Genomic DNA, 15,790 nt, shown 5'->3' on the forward strand with positions numbered 1-15,790 from the left:
ATAACATTACGTTAGAAGCGATATTTGCGGATAATGTCAACCCCTATTGTCTGGAAAGCCGAGACGTCTGCCGGCAGAGAGGGCCGGCCAAGCGATCCCTCGATCAATGCCACCGCAGGCCCGCCCCCCTGTATAGTTTTATGGGCTAATTTAGATACTACAAATATAAATTTTGTCCTCACCGCTATATAGTTGCAGTTGCACAACATTCTTAGCGTTTTGGTAGTCCTCTGGACTATAGATGGATTGCCGGGCGGTAGCATTCATGCTGCGTTCGGGCATCTGGAATTAGGGGCGAAGGCATGGTGGGACGGGTTCACGCGCGCGGCGGGGTTTTGACTGCAGCGCGCGGCCGGTTTTTGGCGGGGGCTTCCCTGGCAGTGCTGGTCGTTGCCGGGGTGGCGCCGCGCCAGGCGATCGCGGGCAACTACGTCGCCAACAGCGATGGCTCGCTTCGCGCCGCGATTACCGCCGCGAATGCCGATCCTGATCCTAACGCGACGATCACGTTGACCGGCAGCTTCACCGTGTCGTCCACCAGCCTTCCGACGTCGACTAAGCCGCTGACGATCGACACGCAAGGTTTCACCCTCTTTGGCGCACCGGGCAGCGGCGTCGCAATTTCCGGCGCTGGCGCCGTGCGGACGCTGATGGGCACGTTCAAGGGCTCGGATGGCGGCACTTCATCAGCGGGCCTGCAGATCCGGACTGGGGCCGCGGTGATCAATATGGGCTTGGTTCAAGGCGGAACCGGGGCTTCAGGATCCGGCGGTTCGGGCGTCGATTTCGGCGGCCCGGGCGCTGTCGCGAGCTTGACCAATCACGGCACCATCCGCGGTGGGCCGGCTACGAGCGGCAACGGCGGCATTGGCGTCTACGTTCGAAATGGCGCCGGTCAGATCATCAACACCGGCACCATCGAAAGCGGTGGCCCGGGTGGGGGCGCTATCGCAGCCAACGGCGCTACCGTCTCACTCGATATTGTCAACAGCGGCGTGATCCGGGCCGGTGCCGGCGCTAACGCAATCGGCTGGATTTCGAGCGTCACGCCGACGACGGGCGTAATCAACCTCGAGCTCCAGGACGGCTCGCAGATTTTCGGCAATGTGGTGGCGAACGCCACGGCGACCACCGACCGCCTCCGGCTCAACGGAACCGGCTTCTCTGTCCTGGATGGTTCGATTGGCGCCGCCGGGCAGTATCGCAACTTCGATATTTTCGAGAAGACCGGCAGCGGCACCTGGGCACTGACGGCCGACAACACGGCGACCACCAACTGGGATATCCAGCAAGGCACGCTGCAACTGGGAAATGGTGGCACCAGCGGCTCGATCATCGGCGACGTCACCAACGCCGGCATGCTCGCCTTCAACCGCAGCGATGCGCTGACCTATGGCGGCGTTATCAGCGGCACTGGCTCGGTCAGCCAGATCGGCAGCGGAACGACGATCCTGACCGGCGCCAACACCTATAGCGGCGGCACGGTGATCAACGCCGGGACACTTCAAGTGGCCGCCGACGGCAATCTCGGCGCGACTTCGGGCAATCTCAGTTTCGGCGGCGGCACGTTGCGCACGACCGCCAGCTTTTCCACTGCCCGCAATGTCCAGCTCAATGGCAATGGCGGCTTTGAAACGGCCGGAGGCACGCAACTGGACCTTACCGGGCAGGTGACCGGCGCCGGCACGCTGGTCAAGCACGGCTTGGGTACCCTCAATGTCATCAACTTATCCAACAGCTACACGGGCGGCAACATCGTCAATGCCGGCACGCTTGTCGGCAATGCAGCCTCGATCCGGGGCGACATCGGCAATGCCGGCACGGTCGTCTTCGACCAGTCGATGGACGCCAGCTTTGCCGGCGATATCTCCGGCACCGGCGCGATGGTGAAGGATGGTGCCGGCACGCTGACCCTTTCAGGCACGTCGCTGCTGGACTGGACCATCGACCAAGGCGGCCTCGTCGCGGCGGCCGAGCGCTTCGGCGGCGATGTCTCGATCGGCGCCGGCGCCTCGTTCACCTTCGACCAGACCGCCAATGCGAGCTATGCCGGCGCGCTCTCGGGCGCCGGAAATTTCGTCAAGGACGGCTTGGGAACAGTGGTTCTGACCTCGGACAACTCGGCTTTCGCCGGCGCCACTTTGGTCAATGGCGGCACGCTCGCCGCGGGCGCGGCCAACGCGTTCAGTTCCGCTTCGCAGTTCTCGGTCGCCTCGGGCGCGACGCTCGATCTCGCCGGCACCTCGCAGACGACCGCAGGGCTGACCAACGCCGGAACGGTGGGCATTGCCGGCAGTCTTGGAAGCAAGCTGACCGTCAGCGGCGACTATGTCGGCAATGGGGGCAATATTCTCATCGGCACCGCCCTGGGTGCAGACAACTCACAAACCAACATGATGGTTATCGCCGGGGGTACGTCAGGCACGGGCACGCTCCAGGTCTCGGCGGCGGCGGGGCGCAGACGGTCGAAGGCATCAAGATCGTCGATGTCGGCGGCGTCTCGAATGGCAGCTTCTCGCTAAAGGGCAACTACACCTTCGAAGGCGATCAGGCGGTGGTCGGCGGCGCCTATGCCTACCGGCTCTACCAGGGCGGCACGAGCACACCCGGCGACGGCGACTGGTATCTGCGTTCCGCCCTGATCGATGGCGGTGGACCCGGAACGCCGCTCTATCAGGCCGGCGCACCGCTGTACGAGGCCTATGCGGGTGCGCTGCAGACGTTCAACCAGCTAGGCACGCTCCAGCAGCGACTCGGCAACCGGTCGTGGACCGTGGAAGCGCAATGCGCCGACGGGGTTTCCGACGATGTGAGGGCCGAGGCAGGCATCGGCCTGTGGGGCAGGATCGAGGGCACCAGCGGCTCCTACGATCCGGAAAACTCCACAACCGGGACGACTTACGACACTTCGACCTGGAAGCTTCAGACTGGCGCAGACATGCTCCTTTCCGACACCGCCGCCGGTCAGCTCATCGGCGGTGTCGCTTTCCAGTACGGCACCGTATCAGCCGATGTCTCGTCGCTATTCGGCGGCGGGTCGATCGACAGCACCGGCACCGGCGTTTCAGGCTCGCTGACCTGGTACGGCGCGGAAGGGTTCTACCTCGACAGCCAGGCGCAGGTGATCTGGTATGACAGCGATCTCGACTCGGCGACCGCCGGACAGCGGCTGGTCGATGGTAACAACGGCGTCGGCTACGCACTCGGCGTCGAAGCGGGCAAGCGTATCATGCTCGACCCGAGCTGGTCGCTGACGCCGCAAGCGCAGCTTGCCTGGTCGTCCGTCGACCTCGACGCGTTCACCGACGCCTTCGGCGCAAGAGTTGCTCCCGGCAGCAACGACAGCCTGCTTGGCCGTCTCGGCCTGTCGCTGGACCACCAGTCACAGTGGCAGGACCGCAGCGGCCGGACCGGGCACACGAATGTCTACACGATCGCCAACCTTTATTACGATTTCGAGGACGGCTCGTCGGTCGACCTGGCCGGCAGTACCCTCTCAAGCCGAAACGAGCGGCTATGGGGCGGTCTCGGCATCGGCGGCACGATCAACTGGGCCGACGACAAGTTCTCCGTCTTTGGCGAAGCTGTCGCCCGCACGGGGTTGGAGAACTTCGGTGACAGCCATGCACTGACGGGTTCGCTCGGTTTGCGGGTCAAGTGGTAGAAGGCCTGTGGCCGTCAGTCCATTGCGGAACCTGCCGCTCAGCGTGCTGCGTGGCGGCCATGATCGACCCGACCGTTTTCACCACCGAGAAAGCCGAGCAGCATCCCGCATCCGATGCCGCGTTTCAGTTGAAATTTGACTTTTGCAGTGGTCGCATCGGCTGCCGGCCCCTGTATGGTTAGCGGAAGTATTCAGGAGGCGTGGGGTCATGAGCGTGACGAACGGCAAGCCCGAGCATGTCGCTGCCGCTTTTGCGAACGCTTGGAACCGGCACGACATGGATGAGTTCGCATCTCTGTTCGCTTCCGATGCTAATTTCGTCAACGTCGTAGGTGTCTGGTGGAAGAACCGGTCCGAAATCGAAGCAGCGCACCGAGCCACTCATGACACCATGTTTCGGGATAGCCGCCTGGAAGGCGATGTCTCGTCGGTTGTGGAATTGGCTCAGGGGCTTGCTTCCATTCACTACAGTTGGACCCTAACGGGAGCATCTGCTCCGGACGGAACCCCGGTCGGGATCAGGAAGGGCATATTGCTTCTGATCGTCCAAGAAGGGCGGTCGGGATGGCGCATCAAGGTGGCTCAGAACACGGATATTGTTCCTGCCATCATCGCCCCTGCAGCTTGAGCCTGCGCACCGAAAACGGCGCGCGAAGCTGCCATTCTCCGGCAGGCGACCCCAAAACAAACAAGGCCCCTGCACAGCGTGGCGATGACGCTGGATCACGCAAAGTTTTGTGATTTGGTGGTGGATGCGCTGGAGCGGTCGACGAAGGGTTTGGGGTGACGTGCGAGGCTGGTTGTCATTTCCCTTCTATCCGGCACGCGGGGACATCCGCCAACATCGGCGGCAGGATTCCCATGATGTCGCCTTTGGGGGCTGGTTCCGGACAATCCGCTTTCGGGCATCGGCCGTGAGATAGCTGCCATTCAATCACCGGTGACCGAACGGCAGCAACCGACCATCCCGATCGTTCCATGGTCACGTACGGTTCTAGAAAGCCGCTGCTGCTAGCACGTTCACCTGTCCGCACGATCGGGCCAGAGAGCGGTTCGTCTGCTGCCTTGCAAAGATTGCGGATAGCTTGCGTTCTTCGATAGGCGCGAATATTTCACCAAGTAGGGTCCCGCCCTTCAAAATCTTTGTCTGGCGCGATCTTGGGCTGGCGATCGTGACTGACAAGGGGATCCACGTAGGCCATCCTGAATGCGTCGCCGACCAAACATGCCATGGCAATCAGTAACGCTCGGGATCCTCGAAGGCTTCGTCGAGCCACGACTGTGCTCCGGATAACTATTGAACCAAAATGGACTTGGGGATCAGTCGAAATGTCGGTCATGGGTTCTCCTGCAGCGCTAAGGATGACACCGCTCCATGCCTGCGTCCTTGTCCGAGACCTGAAGACTCCTCAACGAACCTGAACACTCCTGAAGTTCGCCATCAGGACCGTCTTCAGCTATCCTGCTTCAGCTATCTTGCCCTGAAGCGACAGGTCTTTGGTGATGGACGTGGAATTCGGCAACTTTCGCCTGAAACGTACCGAGCGGCTGCTGCTTGGACCCACGGGACCGGTCGAGCTTTCGGCGCGATCCTTTGACATCCTAGCGGCGTTGTTGGACCGGCCGGACGAGGTGATCGGCAAGGCCGAACTCTTCGATGCCGCCTGGCCCGGCTTGGTGGTGGAGGAGAATACGCTCCAGGTCCATGTTTCCGCGCTGCGAAAACTGCTGCCCGTTGAAATGATCGTGACGGTGCATGGTCGCGGCTACAAGTATGCTGGTCCCAAGCCCTCTGCGGCGACCGACCCGGCTTCGATGCAAGCCAGACCCTCCATCGCCGTTCTTCCCTTCGACAACATGAGCGGCGATCCCGAGCAGGACTATTTTAGCGACGGGATTACTGAAGACATCATCGCGCAGCTCGGCAAATTCAGGGAATTCCTGGTCATCGGGCGGAATTCGTCCTTCCGCGTTCGTGGTAAGAAGGGGGACCTCGCCGAGGTCGCGATGAGGCTTGGTGTCCAGTATGTCGTGGAAGGCAGTGTTCGGAAAATCGGTAGCCGCATCAGGGTCAGCGTGCAGCTGACGGACGCAGCTTCCATGGCTCATGTATGGGGCGAGCACTACGACCGCCAGCTCGATGACATTTTCGCCATCCAGGACGACATCACCCAGATGATCGCGGCTCGGCTGGCGCGACAGGCCAGAACGGCGATAGCATCGCGCGCCAGGGCTCACCCGACCGGAAATGTCTCCGCGTACGAAAACTACCTTCGGGCGCTCCAGCTTGTCAGCCAGCTTGAAACGGCAGTCCAAGCGGCGCCGTTCCTGGGCATTGCGGTCAAGCTCGATCCCGACTTCGCAGGGGCGCTCGGCATGCTCAGCTTTGTCGAGACGATCAAATACTTCTGGTCCAACGACATCAACGATGTCGAGGTTGGGCTACGGACGGCGAAAGCCGCCCTGCAACTCGATTCCGAAGAGGCCTACGCGCATCTCGCCAACGGTTTCGCCTCGATGTTCCTGCGCCGATTCCGAGAAGCCGAAACTAGTCTCGACCGTGCCGTCTCCCTCAATCCGAACGATCCGTTCATACTCATCTACAACGCTCTTCTACTCAACTACGTCGGCAAGTACGATGCTGCGCTTCGCGAACTGGAGCAGGCCCGGCGCCGCGACCCGTTCGCAGTAGGATGGTTTAATGATGTGCTCGGTATCATACTCACGAACGCAGGACGCTACCGCGAGGGGTTGGCCAGCTTCGCCAAAATGCCAACCCTGCACTCATGGTCGCTTGTCTACGTCGCCATCTGCCATGCAGAACTGGGCGAAACCGCGCAGGCCGGGGGAGCTCTCGCGCGCGTAAGGTCATCCTGTTCCCGGCATGTAGGAAATTCCCTGGACGACATTCTGACAGAAGAGGTGGTCCACGAAGACCCTGCCGTACTCGACCGTTATCGCTCGATCCTGCAGCGCGTTGAGGAGGAAAAATGAGCTTTCTCGGACGGCAAGACGTCTGGCAAACCTTCGGACGCCGGCACGTATCTAGCTCGCAACGTCCCGGATCTCAGCCAGCCTCGGCCGGTCTTCTTTTGGATGAGCATCGCGCGAGTTCGGATATCCTGCCCGGCAACAAGGTTGCCTATTTTGATCTTGACGAGGTCGCAACCGCGCAACTTGCTGTCGATCGCCAAATCGAAGAGCGCTCTGTCTCGCAGACGCCGCTCCCGATCGAAAAAGAAGCGAATCGCCCATATCTGTCGAGGTTTCAGAGGGCGTTTCGTTCCGACCTTCTTGCCTGCATTCCATGCCCGGCGACCGGCGGGTAGTTCGTAGCACGAATGTCCCATTTCGTTTCATGGGGAGACAAGCAAGCAGTGGGCAGGAAGCGGGTTTTTCGATGGCTTGCCGCCGTTATCGTGGCGTCCGCCATCACCGGGTGCACCAGCATTTCCTATTATGCGCAGTCGGTGGAGGGCCATGTACGGATCATGGCGGCGCGGAAAAGTGTCGGGAGGCTGATCCGCGATCCTTCGACACCCGAGGCGTTGCGCGCCAGGCTGACGTCGGCGAGTGCCATACGCCGCTTTGCCACGGATGAACTGGCGCTGCCCGAAAACAGCAGCTACCGCAGCTATGTCGACATCGGTCGGGACGATGTGACGTATGCGGTTTTTGCCGCGCCGCAATTCTCGCTGACTCCAATTACATGGTGTTTTCCGGTCTTCGGCTGCGTTCCGTACCGAGGCTACTTTTCGCGGAAATCCGCGGCTGAAAGTGCTGTCGAACTGCGACGACAGGGGCTCGACGTCTACGTTTCGGGCGTCACCGCATATTCCACGCTGGGCTGGTTCAGCGACCCGCTGCTCAGCACCATGCTTCGCCAGGACGACACCTATCTCGCCAGCGTTGTCTTTCACGAGCTGGCGCATCAGAAAATCTATGTCGACGGCGACTCCGCGTTCAACGAGGCTTTCGCGGTTTCCGTCGAAACCAGCGGCGTGCGGAAATGGCTTCGCGCCACCGGCAACCGCGCCGGGTTGCGCCGCTACGAAGCCAATCGAAAGCGTAGCGCCGATTTTCTCGGACTGATCGCGAAAACGCGGGACGAGTTGGGCCAAGTCTATGGTAGCCCACGTACCCCGGAAAAGATGGCGGCTGCCAAGGCAGCCACGATCGACAGGCTGCGGGTGCGCTACCGGCGGATGCGCGACAAGCAATGGGCCGGATATCGGGGATACGATGCCTGGTTCGCCGCCCCGATCAACAACGCCAAGCTCGCCGCGACCGCTGTCTACGGCGAACAGGTTCCGGCATTTCTTCGCCTGTTCGATTTGTGCTCCGGCGACTATCCAAGGTTTTATGCCGCCGTCCGCCGGATCGGGGATCTGCCCGCACCTTCCCGAGCCCAGGCTCTGAAGACCGCCGCTGCCTGTAACTGATATTGGCGAGCAAGGCCGCGCAAGCCTGGCCCGCAGGGCAATGTGAAGCGCTTCATGGTGTGGACGGTTGTCTTTGTCATAGTTTCATTGGGTGAGCGGGGTTTCGTTCAGTGAGCGCGGGGGCAAAGATGGGCGGTCGATTGCTGGCGGTTTCTTGCGGGTCCTGGCTGGGCAGAGTCCTGGCCGGGTTGGCGATCTTTGCTGTCACGCTTCTTGCCGAGCCGATCGGCGCGAGCGGCCAGGAAGTGGAAACGGTGCGCATCGCCACCTTCAACGCCTATCTGCTGTCGCCGATCTTCAAATGCGCCAATCCGAACTTCGCCGATTGCCTCATCCAGATCCACGGCCAGACCGAAAAACAGGCCAAGCATCTCGCCGAGACCATTCTCAAGGACACCGACCGCTTCGACATCATCGCCATCAACGAGGCCTGGGACGAGGACGCCAAGCAGATCCTCATCGACAGGCTGACGCCGGTCTATCCGAACTTCGTGCGCAAGATCGACGCCGCGCTCTTGAAGGTGCGGCCGCAGGCCATCGTCGATGCCATCACCAGCCTCGATCCGGCGGCGGCCATAGCCATCTATGGCGAGCCGATCGAGAAGATCGACGGCGAGGACAGCGGCCTGATGTTCTTCGCCAAAAAGGACTTCAAGTTCCTGCCGCTGCCCGACGACACCTTCAAATGGGGCAAGAACGACGGCGAGACACTGGATGCCGCGACCGACGAGGTCGGCTTCACGCTCTACGATCATTGCGGCGGCGTCGACTGCCTGTCCGGCAAGGGCGCGGCGATCGTGCGACTGCTCCACCAGCCCTCGCAAAGCAATTACACGGTCGTCTTCACCCATGCCCAGGCCGACTATTTCGACAAGAGCCCGCCCGAGCTTCACGCCGACGCCCGCGATGCGCAGTTCGACCAGGTCCAGAAGCTGATCGAGACGACGCTGTCGCCGCTGACGGCAGCGCAGCGCAAGCGCGAACGGGTGCTGGTGATGGGCGACCTCAACGTGCCGCTGTTCCACCAGCCGATGGGCGAATGGGCGCGCCGCTTCGCCAGTCCCGGCAAATACTGGACATCCAAGCACTATGACAGCTGGGCAGCGACCAACCGTGCCGACCCCGGCATCTCCAACTACATCGACGGCGAGCGCTACGATTATATCCTCGCCGCGCCGCAGCCTTATCTGAGCGGCGGCATCGAAGGACCGATCTGCGTCCAGCATGTCACCATCCCGGTCGATTTCGTCAACCTCGAGAGCGACCACAATCTTTTGACCGCCGACCTCAATCTCGGCAACAATTTCTGCCATCCGGGCATTGCCTACCAAGTCGACCTGAAGTCGAAGAAGGGGCCCGACGGCAAGCCGCAGGCCGAGGAGGTGATCGATTTCAGGAACGGCCAGGACGTCACCCAGATCCGCTTTCCGGGTTCGATGCAGTGGTTCCACGTCGTGCGCCAGGATGCGGGCAGCTATTCGATCGGCGCCGACAATCCGGGCGTCAACATCGACATCTACCAGCCGTCCAACATGACGACGCCGATCTCCAGCTATTACGGCGACACCAGGACGATCCAAGACGGCGAGCAGACCTTCACCGTCCACACCTATGCGCTGCCCAAGGAGTTCTTCATCCGCATCACCGGCAAGGACCGCGACTGGCGAGGCAATTATGCGCTGCTGGTGCGCCGCCATACCTGTGCGACCAAGGAAGAGGCCTGCCCGCTGCAGCCTGGCGAGCCGCCGCAGTTCGCCTCGCTCACGGAAGCCGGCAGCCTGCTCGGCAGCCAGGACGAAGCCTGGTTCCGTTTCGACGTCGTCGGCCAGGCCGACAGCGGCGCCGACCAGACCGTCACGCTGACCGCCGACGGCTTGCCCGACCCGAACGGCTACAAGGCGACGCTGGAGGAGTTCGACAACCCGCATGGCGGCGAACCCCCAATCGCTATTTCCGGCAGCAGCCGCATCGTCAGCGACGCCATGGGCGACGGCACGCGTGGCTATCTGGTCATCCACCAGGCCGCGGCTGGAAACCAGCCGGTGCGGGTGCGCGCCTCCATGCAGACCACGGTGCGCAATCTCGAGATGAAGGCGCTGATCTGCGAGGACGAGACCAATCCGGAATTCGGCTCCGACGACATCTTCACGCAACTGTCGATCGACAGCCGCACCATCCGTTTTCCGGCTTCAGGCGAGGTGGAGTTCGACTGCGACGACTCCGCCGACCAGAAGGATTGGGCGACGCGGTTCGGCAGCTCGAACCTTACCTTCGTCGACCATGCCGGACTTAAGGTGTTCGAGCAGGACGACACCAGCCCGGACGACCCCAGCCATGTCAGGGATTTTCCCGACCTGCCGGTCGGCGCCAGCTCGATCGACGGCGTGCGCACCCCGCTGATCTGGAAATTCGAGGGCGGCCGCTACCGGCTCAACTACGAACTGACGATGCGCAAGAACGAACCCGTGGCGGCCGCGCCCTAGCAAAGCCGAGGTCGAGCCGCCTCCTGTCGATTGATCGATTCCCAAAAAACAAGGCCCCTTGCGGGGCCTTGTCGCGACACCTTCGATTGCAGAGCCCTGCCCTACTTCCCAGCCATCGCCTTGGCGTTCTCCGGCGTGATCGCAGTGGTGTCCACCGTCACCGTCGGCTCCACCGAGGTCGCGCAATCGAGCAGGATCTTCTTCGACATCTCGATCGCTTCCTTGGCGCCCGTCGGGTAGGTGAAGGTCGCCGCCCAGTCACCCTTGGCGACGGCCTCGATGCCGCCGGCCGGTCCCGGCAAGCCATCGGTGCCGATGATCTTGACGTCCTTGCCGGCGCCCTTGGCGGCAAGCAGCGCGCCGGCCGCCATCATGTCGTTGGAAGCATAGAGCACCTTGATGTCGGGATGCGCCTGCAGCATGGCGGCGAAGGCGGTCTGGGCTTTGTCCGGCACCCAGTCGGCGGCCTGCTCGGCGACGACCTGGATCTTGGCGTTTTCCTTGACGCCGTCCTTGAAGCCGTTGAGGCGTTCGACAGCCGGCGTGGAGCTCGGCAGGCCTTCCAGCACCGCCGCCTCGCCGCCATCCGGCAGCAGCGTCTTGGCGGTGTATTTGCCGGCTTCCATGGCGATCTTGTAATTGTCGCCGCCGATGAAGGCGGTGTAGTCCTTGCCGGGGTCGCCGACCGTCTTGCGGTCGAGTTCGATGACCGGGATGCCGGCATCCATGGCACGTTTGACCGCCGGCGTCAGCGGGGCCGCCTCGAAGGGCGAGATCAAAAGGATATCGACCTTCTGGGTGATGAAGTTGTCGACCTGCGAGGTCTGCGTGTTGACGTTGCCGGCGCCGTCGGCGATCTGCAGGGTGAAGCCCGGCACTTCCTTGGCCGCCGCGGTCAGCTCGTCATTGACGTGCTGGCGGTAGGGTTCGGCATTGTTCGCCTGCGAAAAGCCGATGATGAACTGGCCGTCCTTGGCGCAGGCTTTCACCATCGGGTCGGCGGCTTGCGCCGCTCCCGCAATGCACAGGCCAGCGCCTGCCAGAAGCGCGGCCTTGAGCACACGCCTTTGTGTTGTGGTTTTCATAACTCTCTCCTCCTCGTCGGGCCGGGGGCCAGACCTTGGTTGACGTCCACTTGCTGCCGCCTTCCTCCTAACGACCCAAACCCTCGCGGCGGCGAACGAGGGATTGAAGCACTGCCGCCAACACGATGATCGCGGCGGTCGCGAGCAGCTGCATGGCAGGCGTGATGTTGTTGAGCTGAAGGATGTTGGCCAACGCGCCGAGCATGATGGTGCCGGCAACGGTGCCGACCATCGAGCCGGCGCCGCCGAACAGGCTGGTGCCGCCGATAACCACGGCGGCGATGGCCGTCAGCTCGTAGCCCATGCCGTCATTGGCGCTGCCGAAATTGAACTGGCCGGCATGCACGATGCCGGCAAGCGCCGCGGCAAAGCCGGTGATGGCATAGACCGAGATCTTCACCATGGAGACGGGCACGCCGGAAATGCGCGCCGCGCGCTCATTGCCGCCGACGGCAAAGACGTAGCGGCCGAAGCGCGTGGTGTTGAGCACCACCGTCGCGATCGCGGCAAAGACGATGAAGACCAGCGTCGCCACCGGCACGGTGTTGTTGAACAGACGCTCGCCCAGCACGGCAAACACCGGCGGCGCCAGGCCCGGCCCGTCGCCGTATGAGATGTTGATGTACTGGTTGCCGGAGACGACGAGTGCCAGACCGCGCGCGGCCTGCAGGCCGGCGAGCGTGACGATGAAGGGTTCGAGCCGGAAACGGGTGGAGATGGTGCCCTGGAGGGTGCCGAAGACGATGCCCATGACCAGCACGGCAAGGATGGTCGGGATGAGGCCGAAACCGCCGGAAATCATCATCGATGCGGTCACCACGCTGGACAGGCCGAGCACGGCGCCGACCGACAGGTCGATGCCGGCGGTGATGATGACGAAGGTCATGCCGATGGCGATGATGCCGGTCTCCGACACGGCACGCACGATGTTGGCGATGTTGTCGGGGTTGAGGAACAGGATCTCGCCATGCCGGCGCGGCGAGAAGATGATGCCGCCGATCGCCACCAGCACCAGGCCGATCAGGCTCTGGAAGCGCACGATGAGGGCCAGCGGGTCGCGATGCTTTGGCGCTGCCGCCGGCACCGCCGGAGCTACTGCCACCGAGATCTTTTCGTCCGCCATCAGGCCTCCCTGCCATTTGCCGCGGCCAGCACCGTGTGCTCGTCGACGCCGCCGATGAATTCCGCCACATTGCGCCCCTGGCGCAGCACCACGATGCGATCGCAGAGCCCGATCAGTTCCGGCATCTCGCTGGAGGCGACCAGGATGCCGAGGCCCTGTGCCGCCAATTGCCGCAACCGTGCGTAAATCTCGCCCTTGGCGCCGACATCGACGCCACGCGTCGGCTCGTCGAGCAGCAGCAGCCGGGGATTGCCGAGGATTTCCTTTGCCAGCACCACTTTCTGCTGATTGCCGCCGGATAACGCGCCGACGGCGATGTCGGGGTTCTTCGGCCTGATGTCGAACTGGCCGAAGGATTGCCGCACCGCATCCGCCTGGCGGCGCGGCGACATCAGGCCGGCCGGCGAGATGCGGCGGATCACCGACATCACGAGGTTGAGTCCAACAGCCATCCTGAGCATCAGGCCACTGCCGCGGCGGTCGTCGGTGACGAAGGCAATGCCGGCCGCGCGGGCCGCCTTGATCGAATCCAGCTTCACTGGCCGTCCGTCGATGGCGACCTCGCCCTCCCAGCGGCCGGACAGGCCGGCGCCATAGAGCGCGCTCAGCAGTTCCGTGCGCCCTGCCCCCATGATGCCGGCCAGCCCGACGATCTCACCTGCATTGACATCGAGCGAGATGCCGGTCGGCGGCTGCCATCCGGCACTTTCATGGGCAAGCCTGAAGCTCGCATCGCGCAGGCTGAGCAGCGTCTTGCCGGCGGCCCTCGAGCGCCCGGGATAAAGCTCGTCCAGCGGCCGCCCGACCAGGAGGCGAACCAGTTCCGCCTGCGGCGCATGCGGCTCGGTGACGCCGGCAATGCTGCCGTCACGCATCACCGTCACCCGGTCGGCGATCTGCGGCACCTCTTCCAGGCGATGCGAGATATAGACGATGCCGACGCCGGTGGCGGCGAGCTTGCGCATGATGTCGAACAGCCTCTCGACCTCGCCGACCGTCAATGCCGCCGTCGGCTCGTCCATGATCAGCACGCGCGAGGCGTAGGACAGCGCCTTGACGATCGCCACGACCTGGCGCTGGCCGATCGACAGATCGGCGACCATCGCCGCCGGATCTATGGCAAGCTCGATGGCTTCCAGCCGCTTGCGGGCCTCGCCGCGCATCGCCGGCACGTCGAGGAAGCCGCCCGGCCGCATCAGCTCGCGGCCGAGGAACAGGTTGGCGGCGACGTCGAGCGTCGGCACCAGGTCGAGCTCCTGGAAGATGGTGGCGATGCCGGCGGCTTGCGCCTCGCGCGGATTGTTGAAGGTTACCTGCTTGCCGTCGATGAGGATGGTGCCCTCGTCCGGCGTGTAGACGCCCGATAACAGGTTCATCAGCGTCGACTTGCCGGCGCCGTTCTCGCCGAGCAGGGCATGGATCTCGCCGGCCTTGAGATCGAAGTCGACGCCGCGCAGCGCCTGGACGCCGCCAAAGCGCTTGACCGCACCGGTAACGGAAAGCAACGGCGCGCTCATATTGACCTCACGGGGGCTGACCTCACGGGAGCCGACCTCACGGGAGCCGACCTCATGGGAACCGGCCCCGCACAGGATTGCCGGACCTGCAGCATAGCCTGCAGCCGGACCGCTTGCGGCTCCAGGCCGCTCGACGCGATGCGGGCGCACAGCAAGGTCGCTGCCTGCCGGCCGATCTCGGTGCAGGGCTGCGCGACGAGCGTCAGCCGCGGCTCGAAGCAATCGGCCCATTCGAAATCGTCGAAACCGGCAAGCGAGAGATCCCCCGGTATCGAGAGGCCTCTTTCGCGGATTGCCCGCACCGCTCCGATGGTCGTCATGTTGTTGCCGGTGACCAATGCCGTGGGCGACGACGGTAGGGACAGGATGGCGTGGGTCGATGCCGTGGCGCTCGCCGTGTCGACGTTCTCGGGCGAGACATAGTGCGGCAGGCATTCAAGTCCATTGGCGACGAGCGAGGCGCGAAAGGCCTCGATGCGTTCGCGCGTCGTCGCCAGGCCCGGCTGGCCGGCGATATAGCCGATGCGCTTGTGGCCGAAGGAGGCGACGTGGTCGATGAGCGCCCGCATCGCGGTTTCGTTCTCGACGCCGATCTGGTCGAAGCGCTGATCGGCGAAGCGGTCGATGAGCACGCAAGGCAGCTTCTTCTCGGCCAGGTAGTCGATGGCGCGCTGCGGCGAACCCGACGGTGCCAGGATGACGCCGTCGACACGGCGCTGGTGGAAGGCGCGCACCACCGACAGCTCGCGGTCGGGATCTTCCTGCGTGTCGGAGAGGAACACCATGAGGCCGAGACGCGCGCATTCGGCCTCCACCGCGCAGATGATGTCGGTGAAGTAGGGATTGGAGATCGCCGAGATCGCCAGGCCGACACTGTTGGTCGACGCCACCTTCAACGACCGCGCCAGCTCGTTGGGCTGATAGCCCATCGCGGCAATCGCATCATTGATGAGCCGCGCCTTCTCCGGCGAGACGAAGCGGGTGTGGTTGATGACATGCGAGACGGTCGAAACCGACACGCCGGCGCGGCGCGCGACCTCAGCCATTGTCGGCATGATGGCTCAATCGGAGTGCTGGCAAGCGCTCCTCCCTGATGATGCGTTTCCTGGCCCGCTCTAATTGATTTCGGCGGATTTTGGAAAACCATAATGTCATCGAAACGTTTGCGCAATCGCTTCGATGCGTTTTTTCGCCGAGACCATTCGTTGTGGTGCCGTGGCGATCGCGCAATCTTATCTTTGGCGGAAAATAGAGCGTGCGCGCACGGTTGACCTGCCGATACTCGTGAGAACACATTGCGGTATCGTTCGGGATCGCAGAAGCATCTGGGTCCAGCTTCACGAAGAAGGGCTCGCTTGAAATGGCTGGTATTTTCTATTTCCGGAGCCCGGCTGGTCGTTGACACGTCGGGCGAGCGAGGGGCTGGTTTTCCGCATCGGGCGCCGGATCGACGCAAGGTCGTCGTTGGCCGGCATT

Annotated in this window: 11 protein-coding genes and 2 pseudogenes; 7 read left to right on the plus strand and 6 right to left on the minus strand. The window is 63.1% G+C overall.

The window, feature by feature from the left end; translation table 11 throughout:
• The first annotated feature begins 302 nt into the window (after nt 1-302).
• The 4 genes from MESOP_RS33070 to MESOP_RS25175 all read left to right on the plus strand — a co-directional run bounded on the left by MESOP_RS33070 (nt 303) and on the right by MESOP_RS25175 (nt 6,658).
• Nucleotides 303-2,522: an autotransporter-associated beta strand repeat-containing protein gene (locus MESOP_RS33070; protein ID WP_013896150.1), complete on the plus strand. Its 2,220-nt coding sequence runs from the start codon at nt 303-305 to the stop codon at nt 2,520-2,522.
• Nucleotides 2,480-3,664 carry an autotransporter family protein gene (locus MESOP_RS33075; protein WP_245265132.1) on the plus strand — a complete coding sequence of 395 codons (1,185 nt, stop codon included), beginning with the start codon at nt 2,480-2,482 and terminating at the stop codon, nt 3,662-3,664. Before MESOP_RS33070 ends, MESOP_RS33075 begins: the two co-directional genes overlap by 43 nt.
• Nucleotides 3,665-3,872: 208 nt before the next feature.
• Nucleotides 3,873-4,292, plus strand: coding sequence for an SgcJ/EcaC family oxidoreductase (locus MESOP_RS25170; protein ID WP_013896151.1), 420 nt, complete (start codon nt 3,873-3,875; stop codon nt 4,290-4,292).
• A gap of 875 nt (nt 4,293-5,167) precedes the next feature.
• On the plus strand, nt 5,168-6,658 hold the full coding sequence (locus MESOP_RS25175) for a winged helix-turn-helix domain-containing tetratricopeptide repeat protein (RefSeq protein WP_013896152.1): 1,491 nt from the start codon (nt 5,168-5,170) through the stop codon (nt 6,656-6,658).
• Nucleotides 6,659-6,741: 83 nt separating this feature from the next.
• Here MESOP_RS25175 and MESOP_RS36280 read toward each other — a convergent pair.
• Nucleotides 6,742-7,014 (minus strand): annotated as a pseudogene (locus tag MESOP_RS36280) (integrase); the annotation flags it as partial.
• A 27-nt stretch (nt 7,015-7,041) separates the two neighbouring features.
• Between MESOP_RS36280 and MESOP_RS25185 the strand changes: the two are divergent.
• On the plus strand, nt 7,042-8,106 hold the full coding sequence (locus MESOP_RS25185) for an aminopeptidase (RefSeq protein WP_013896154.1): 1,065 nt from the start codon (nt 7,042-7,044) through the stop codon (nt 8,104-8,106).
• Nucleotides 8,107-8,294: 188 nt separating this feature from the next.
• The gene (locus MESOP_RS25190; protein WP_041164311.1) at nt 8,295-10,589 is read left to right on the plus strand and encodes an endonuclease/exonuclease/phosphatase family protein; all 2,295 of its coding nucleotides are present in this window, start codon (nt 8,295-8,297) and stop codon (nt 10,587-10,589) included.
• A gap of 101 nt (nt 10,590-10,690) precedes the next feature.
• On the opposite strand, the gene MESOP_RS25195 is transcribed toward MESOP_RS25190, so the two are convergent.
• The 3 genes from MESOP_RS25195 to MESOP_RS25205 all read right to left on the minus strand — a co-directional run bounded on the left by MESOP_RS25195 (nt 10,691) and on the right by MESOP_RS25205 (nt 14,254).
• A complete protein-coding gene (locus MESOP_RS25195) occupies nt 10,691-11,674 on the minus strand; it encodes a substrate-binding domain-containing protein (protein ID WP_013896156.1) in 984 nt (327 codons plus the stop codon).
• Nucleotides 11,675-11,741: 67 nt separating this feature from the next.
• Nucleotides 11,742-12,797 (minus strand): ABC transporter permease, encoded by a 1,056-nt coding sequence (locus MESOP_RS25200; RefSeq protein WP_013896157.1) that lies wholly within the window; start codon nt 12,795-12,797, stop codon nt 11,742-11,744.
• Entirely contained in the window at nt 12,797-14,254 is a 1,458-nt protein-coding gene (locus MESOP_RS25205; RefSeq protein WP_425339709.1) for a sugar ABC transporter ATP-binding protein, read from the minus strand. The genes MESOP_RS25200 and MESOP_RS25205 overlap by 1 nt, the downstream gene beginning before the upstream one ends.
• On the opposite strand from MESOP_RS25205, the pseudogene MESOP_RS36800 reads away from it, so the two are divergent.
• A pseudogene (locus MESOP_RS36800) lies at nt 14,213-14,350 on the plus strand (hypothetical protein); the annotation flags it as partial. The gene MESOP_RS25205 and the pseudogene MESOP_RS36800 overlap by 42 nt on opposite strands.
• Here MESOP_RS36800 and MESOP_RS25210 read toward each other — a convergent pair.
• Both MESOP_RS25210 and MESOP_RS35275 read right to left on the minus strand, forming a co-directional pair.
• Nucleotides 14,311-15,369: a LacI family DNA-binding transcriptional regulator gene (locus MESOP_RS25210; RefSeq protein ID WP_013896159.1), complete on the minus strand. Its 1,059-nt coding sequence runs from the start codon at nt 15,367-15,369 to the stop codon at nt 14,311-14,313. The pseudogene MESOP_RS36800 and the gene MESOP_RS25210 overlap by 40 nt on opposite strands.
• Entirely contained in the window at nt 15,353-15,655 is a 303-nt protein-coding gene (locus MESOP_RS35275) for a hypothetical protein (protein ID WP_140571637.1), read from the minus strand. Before MESOP_RS35275 ends, MESOP_RS25210 begins: the two co-directional genes overlap by 17 nt.
• Nucleotides 15,656-15,790: the final 135 nt, after the last annotated feature.

Source organism: Mesorhizobium opportunistum WSM2075 (genome assembly GCF_000176035.2).
Lineage (GTDB): Bacteria > Pseudomonadota > Alphaproteobacteria > Rhizobiales > Rhizobiaceae > Mesorhizobium > Mesorhizobium opportunistum.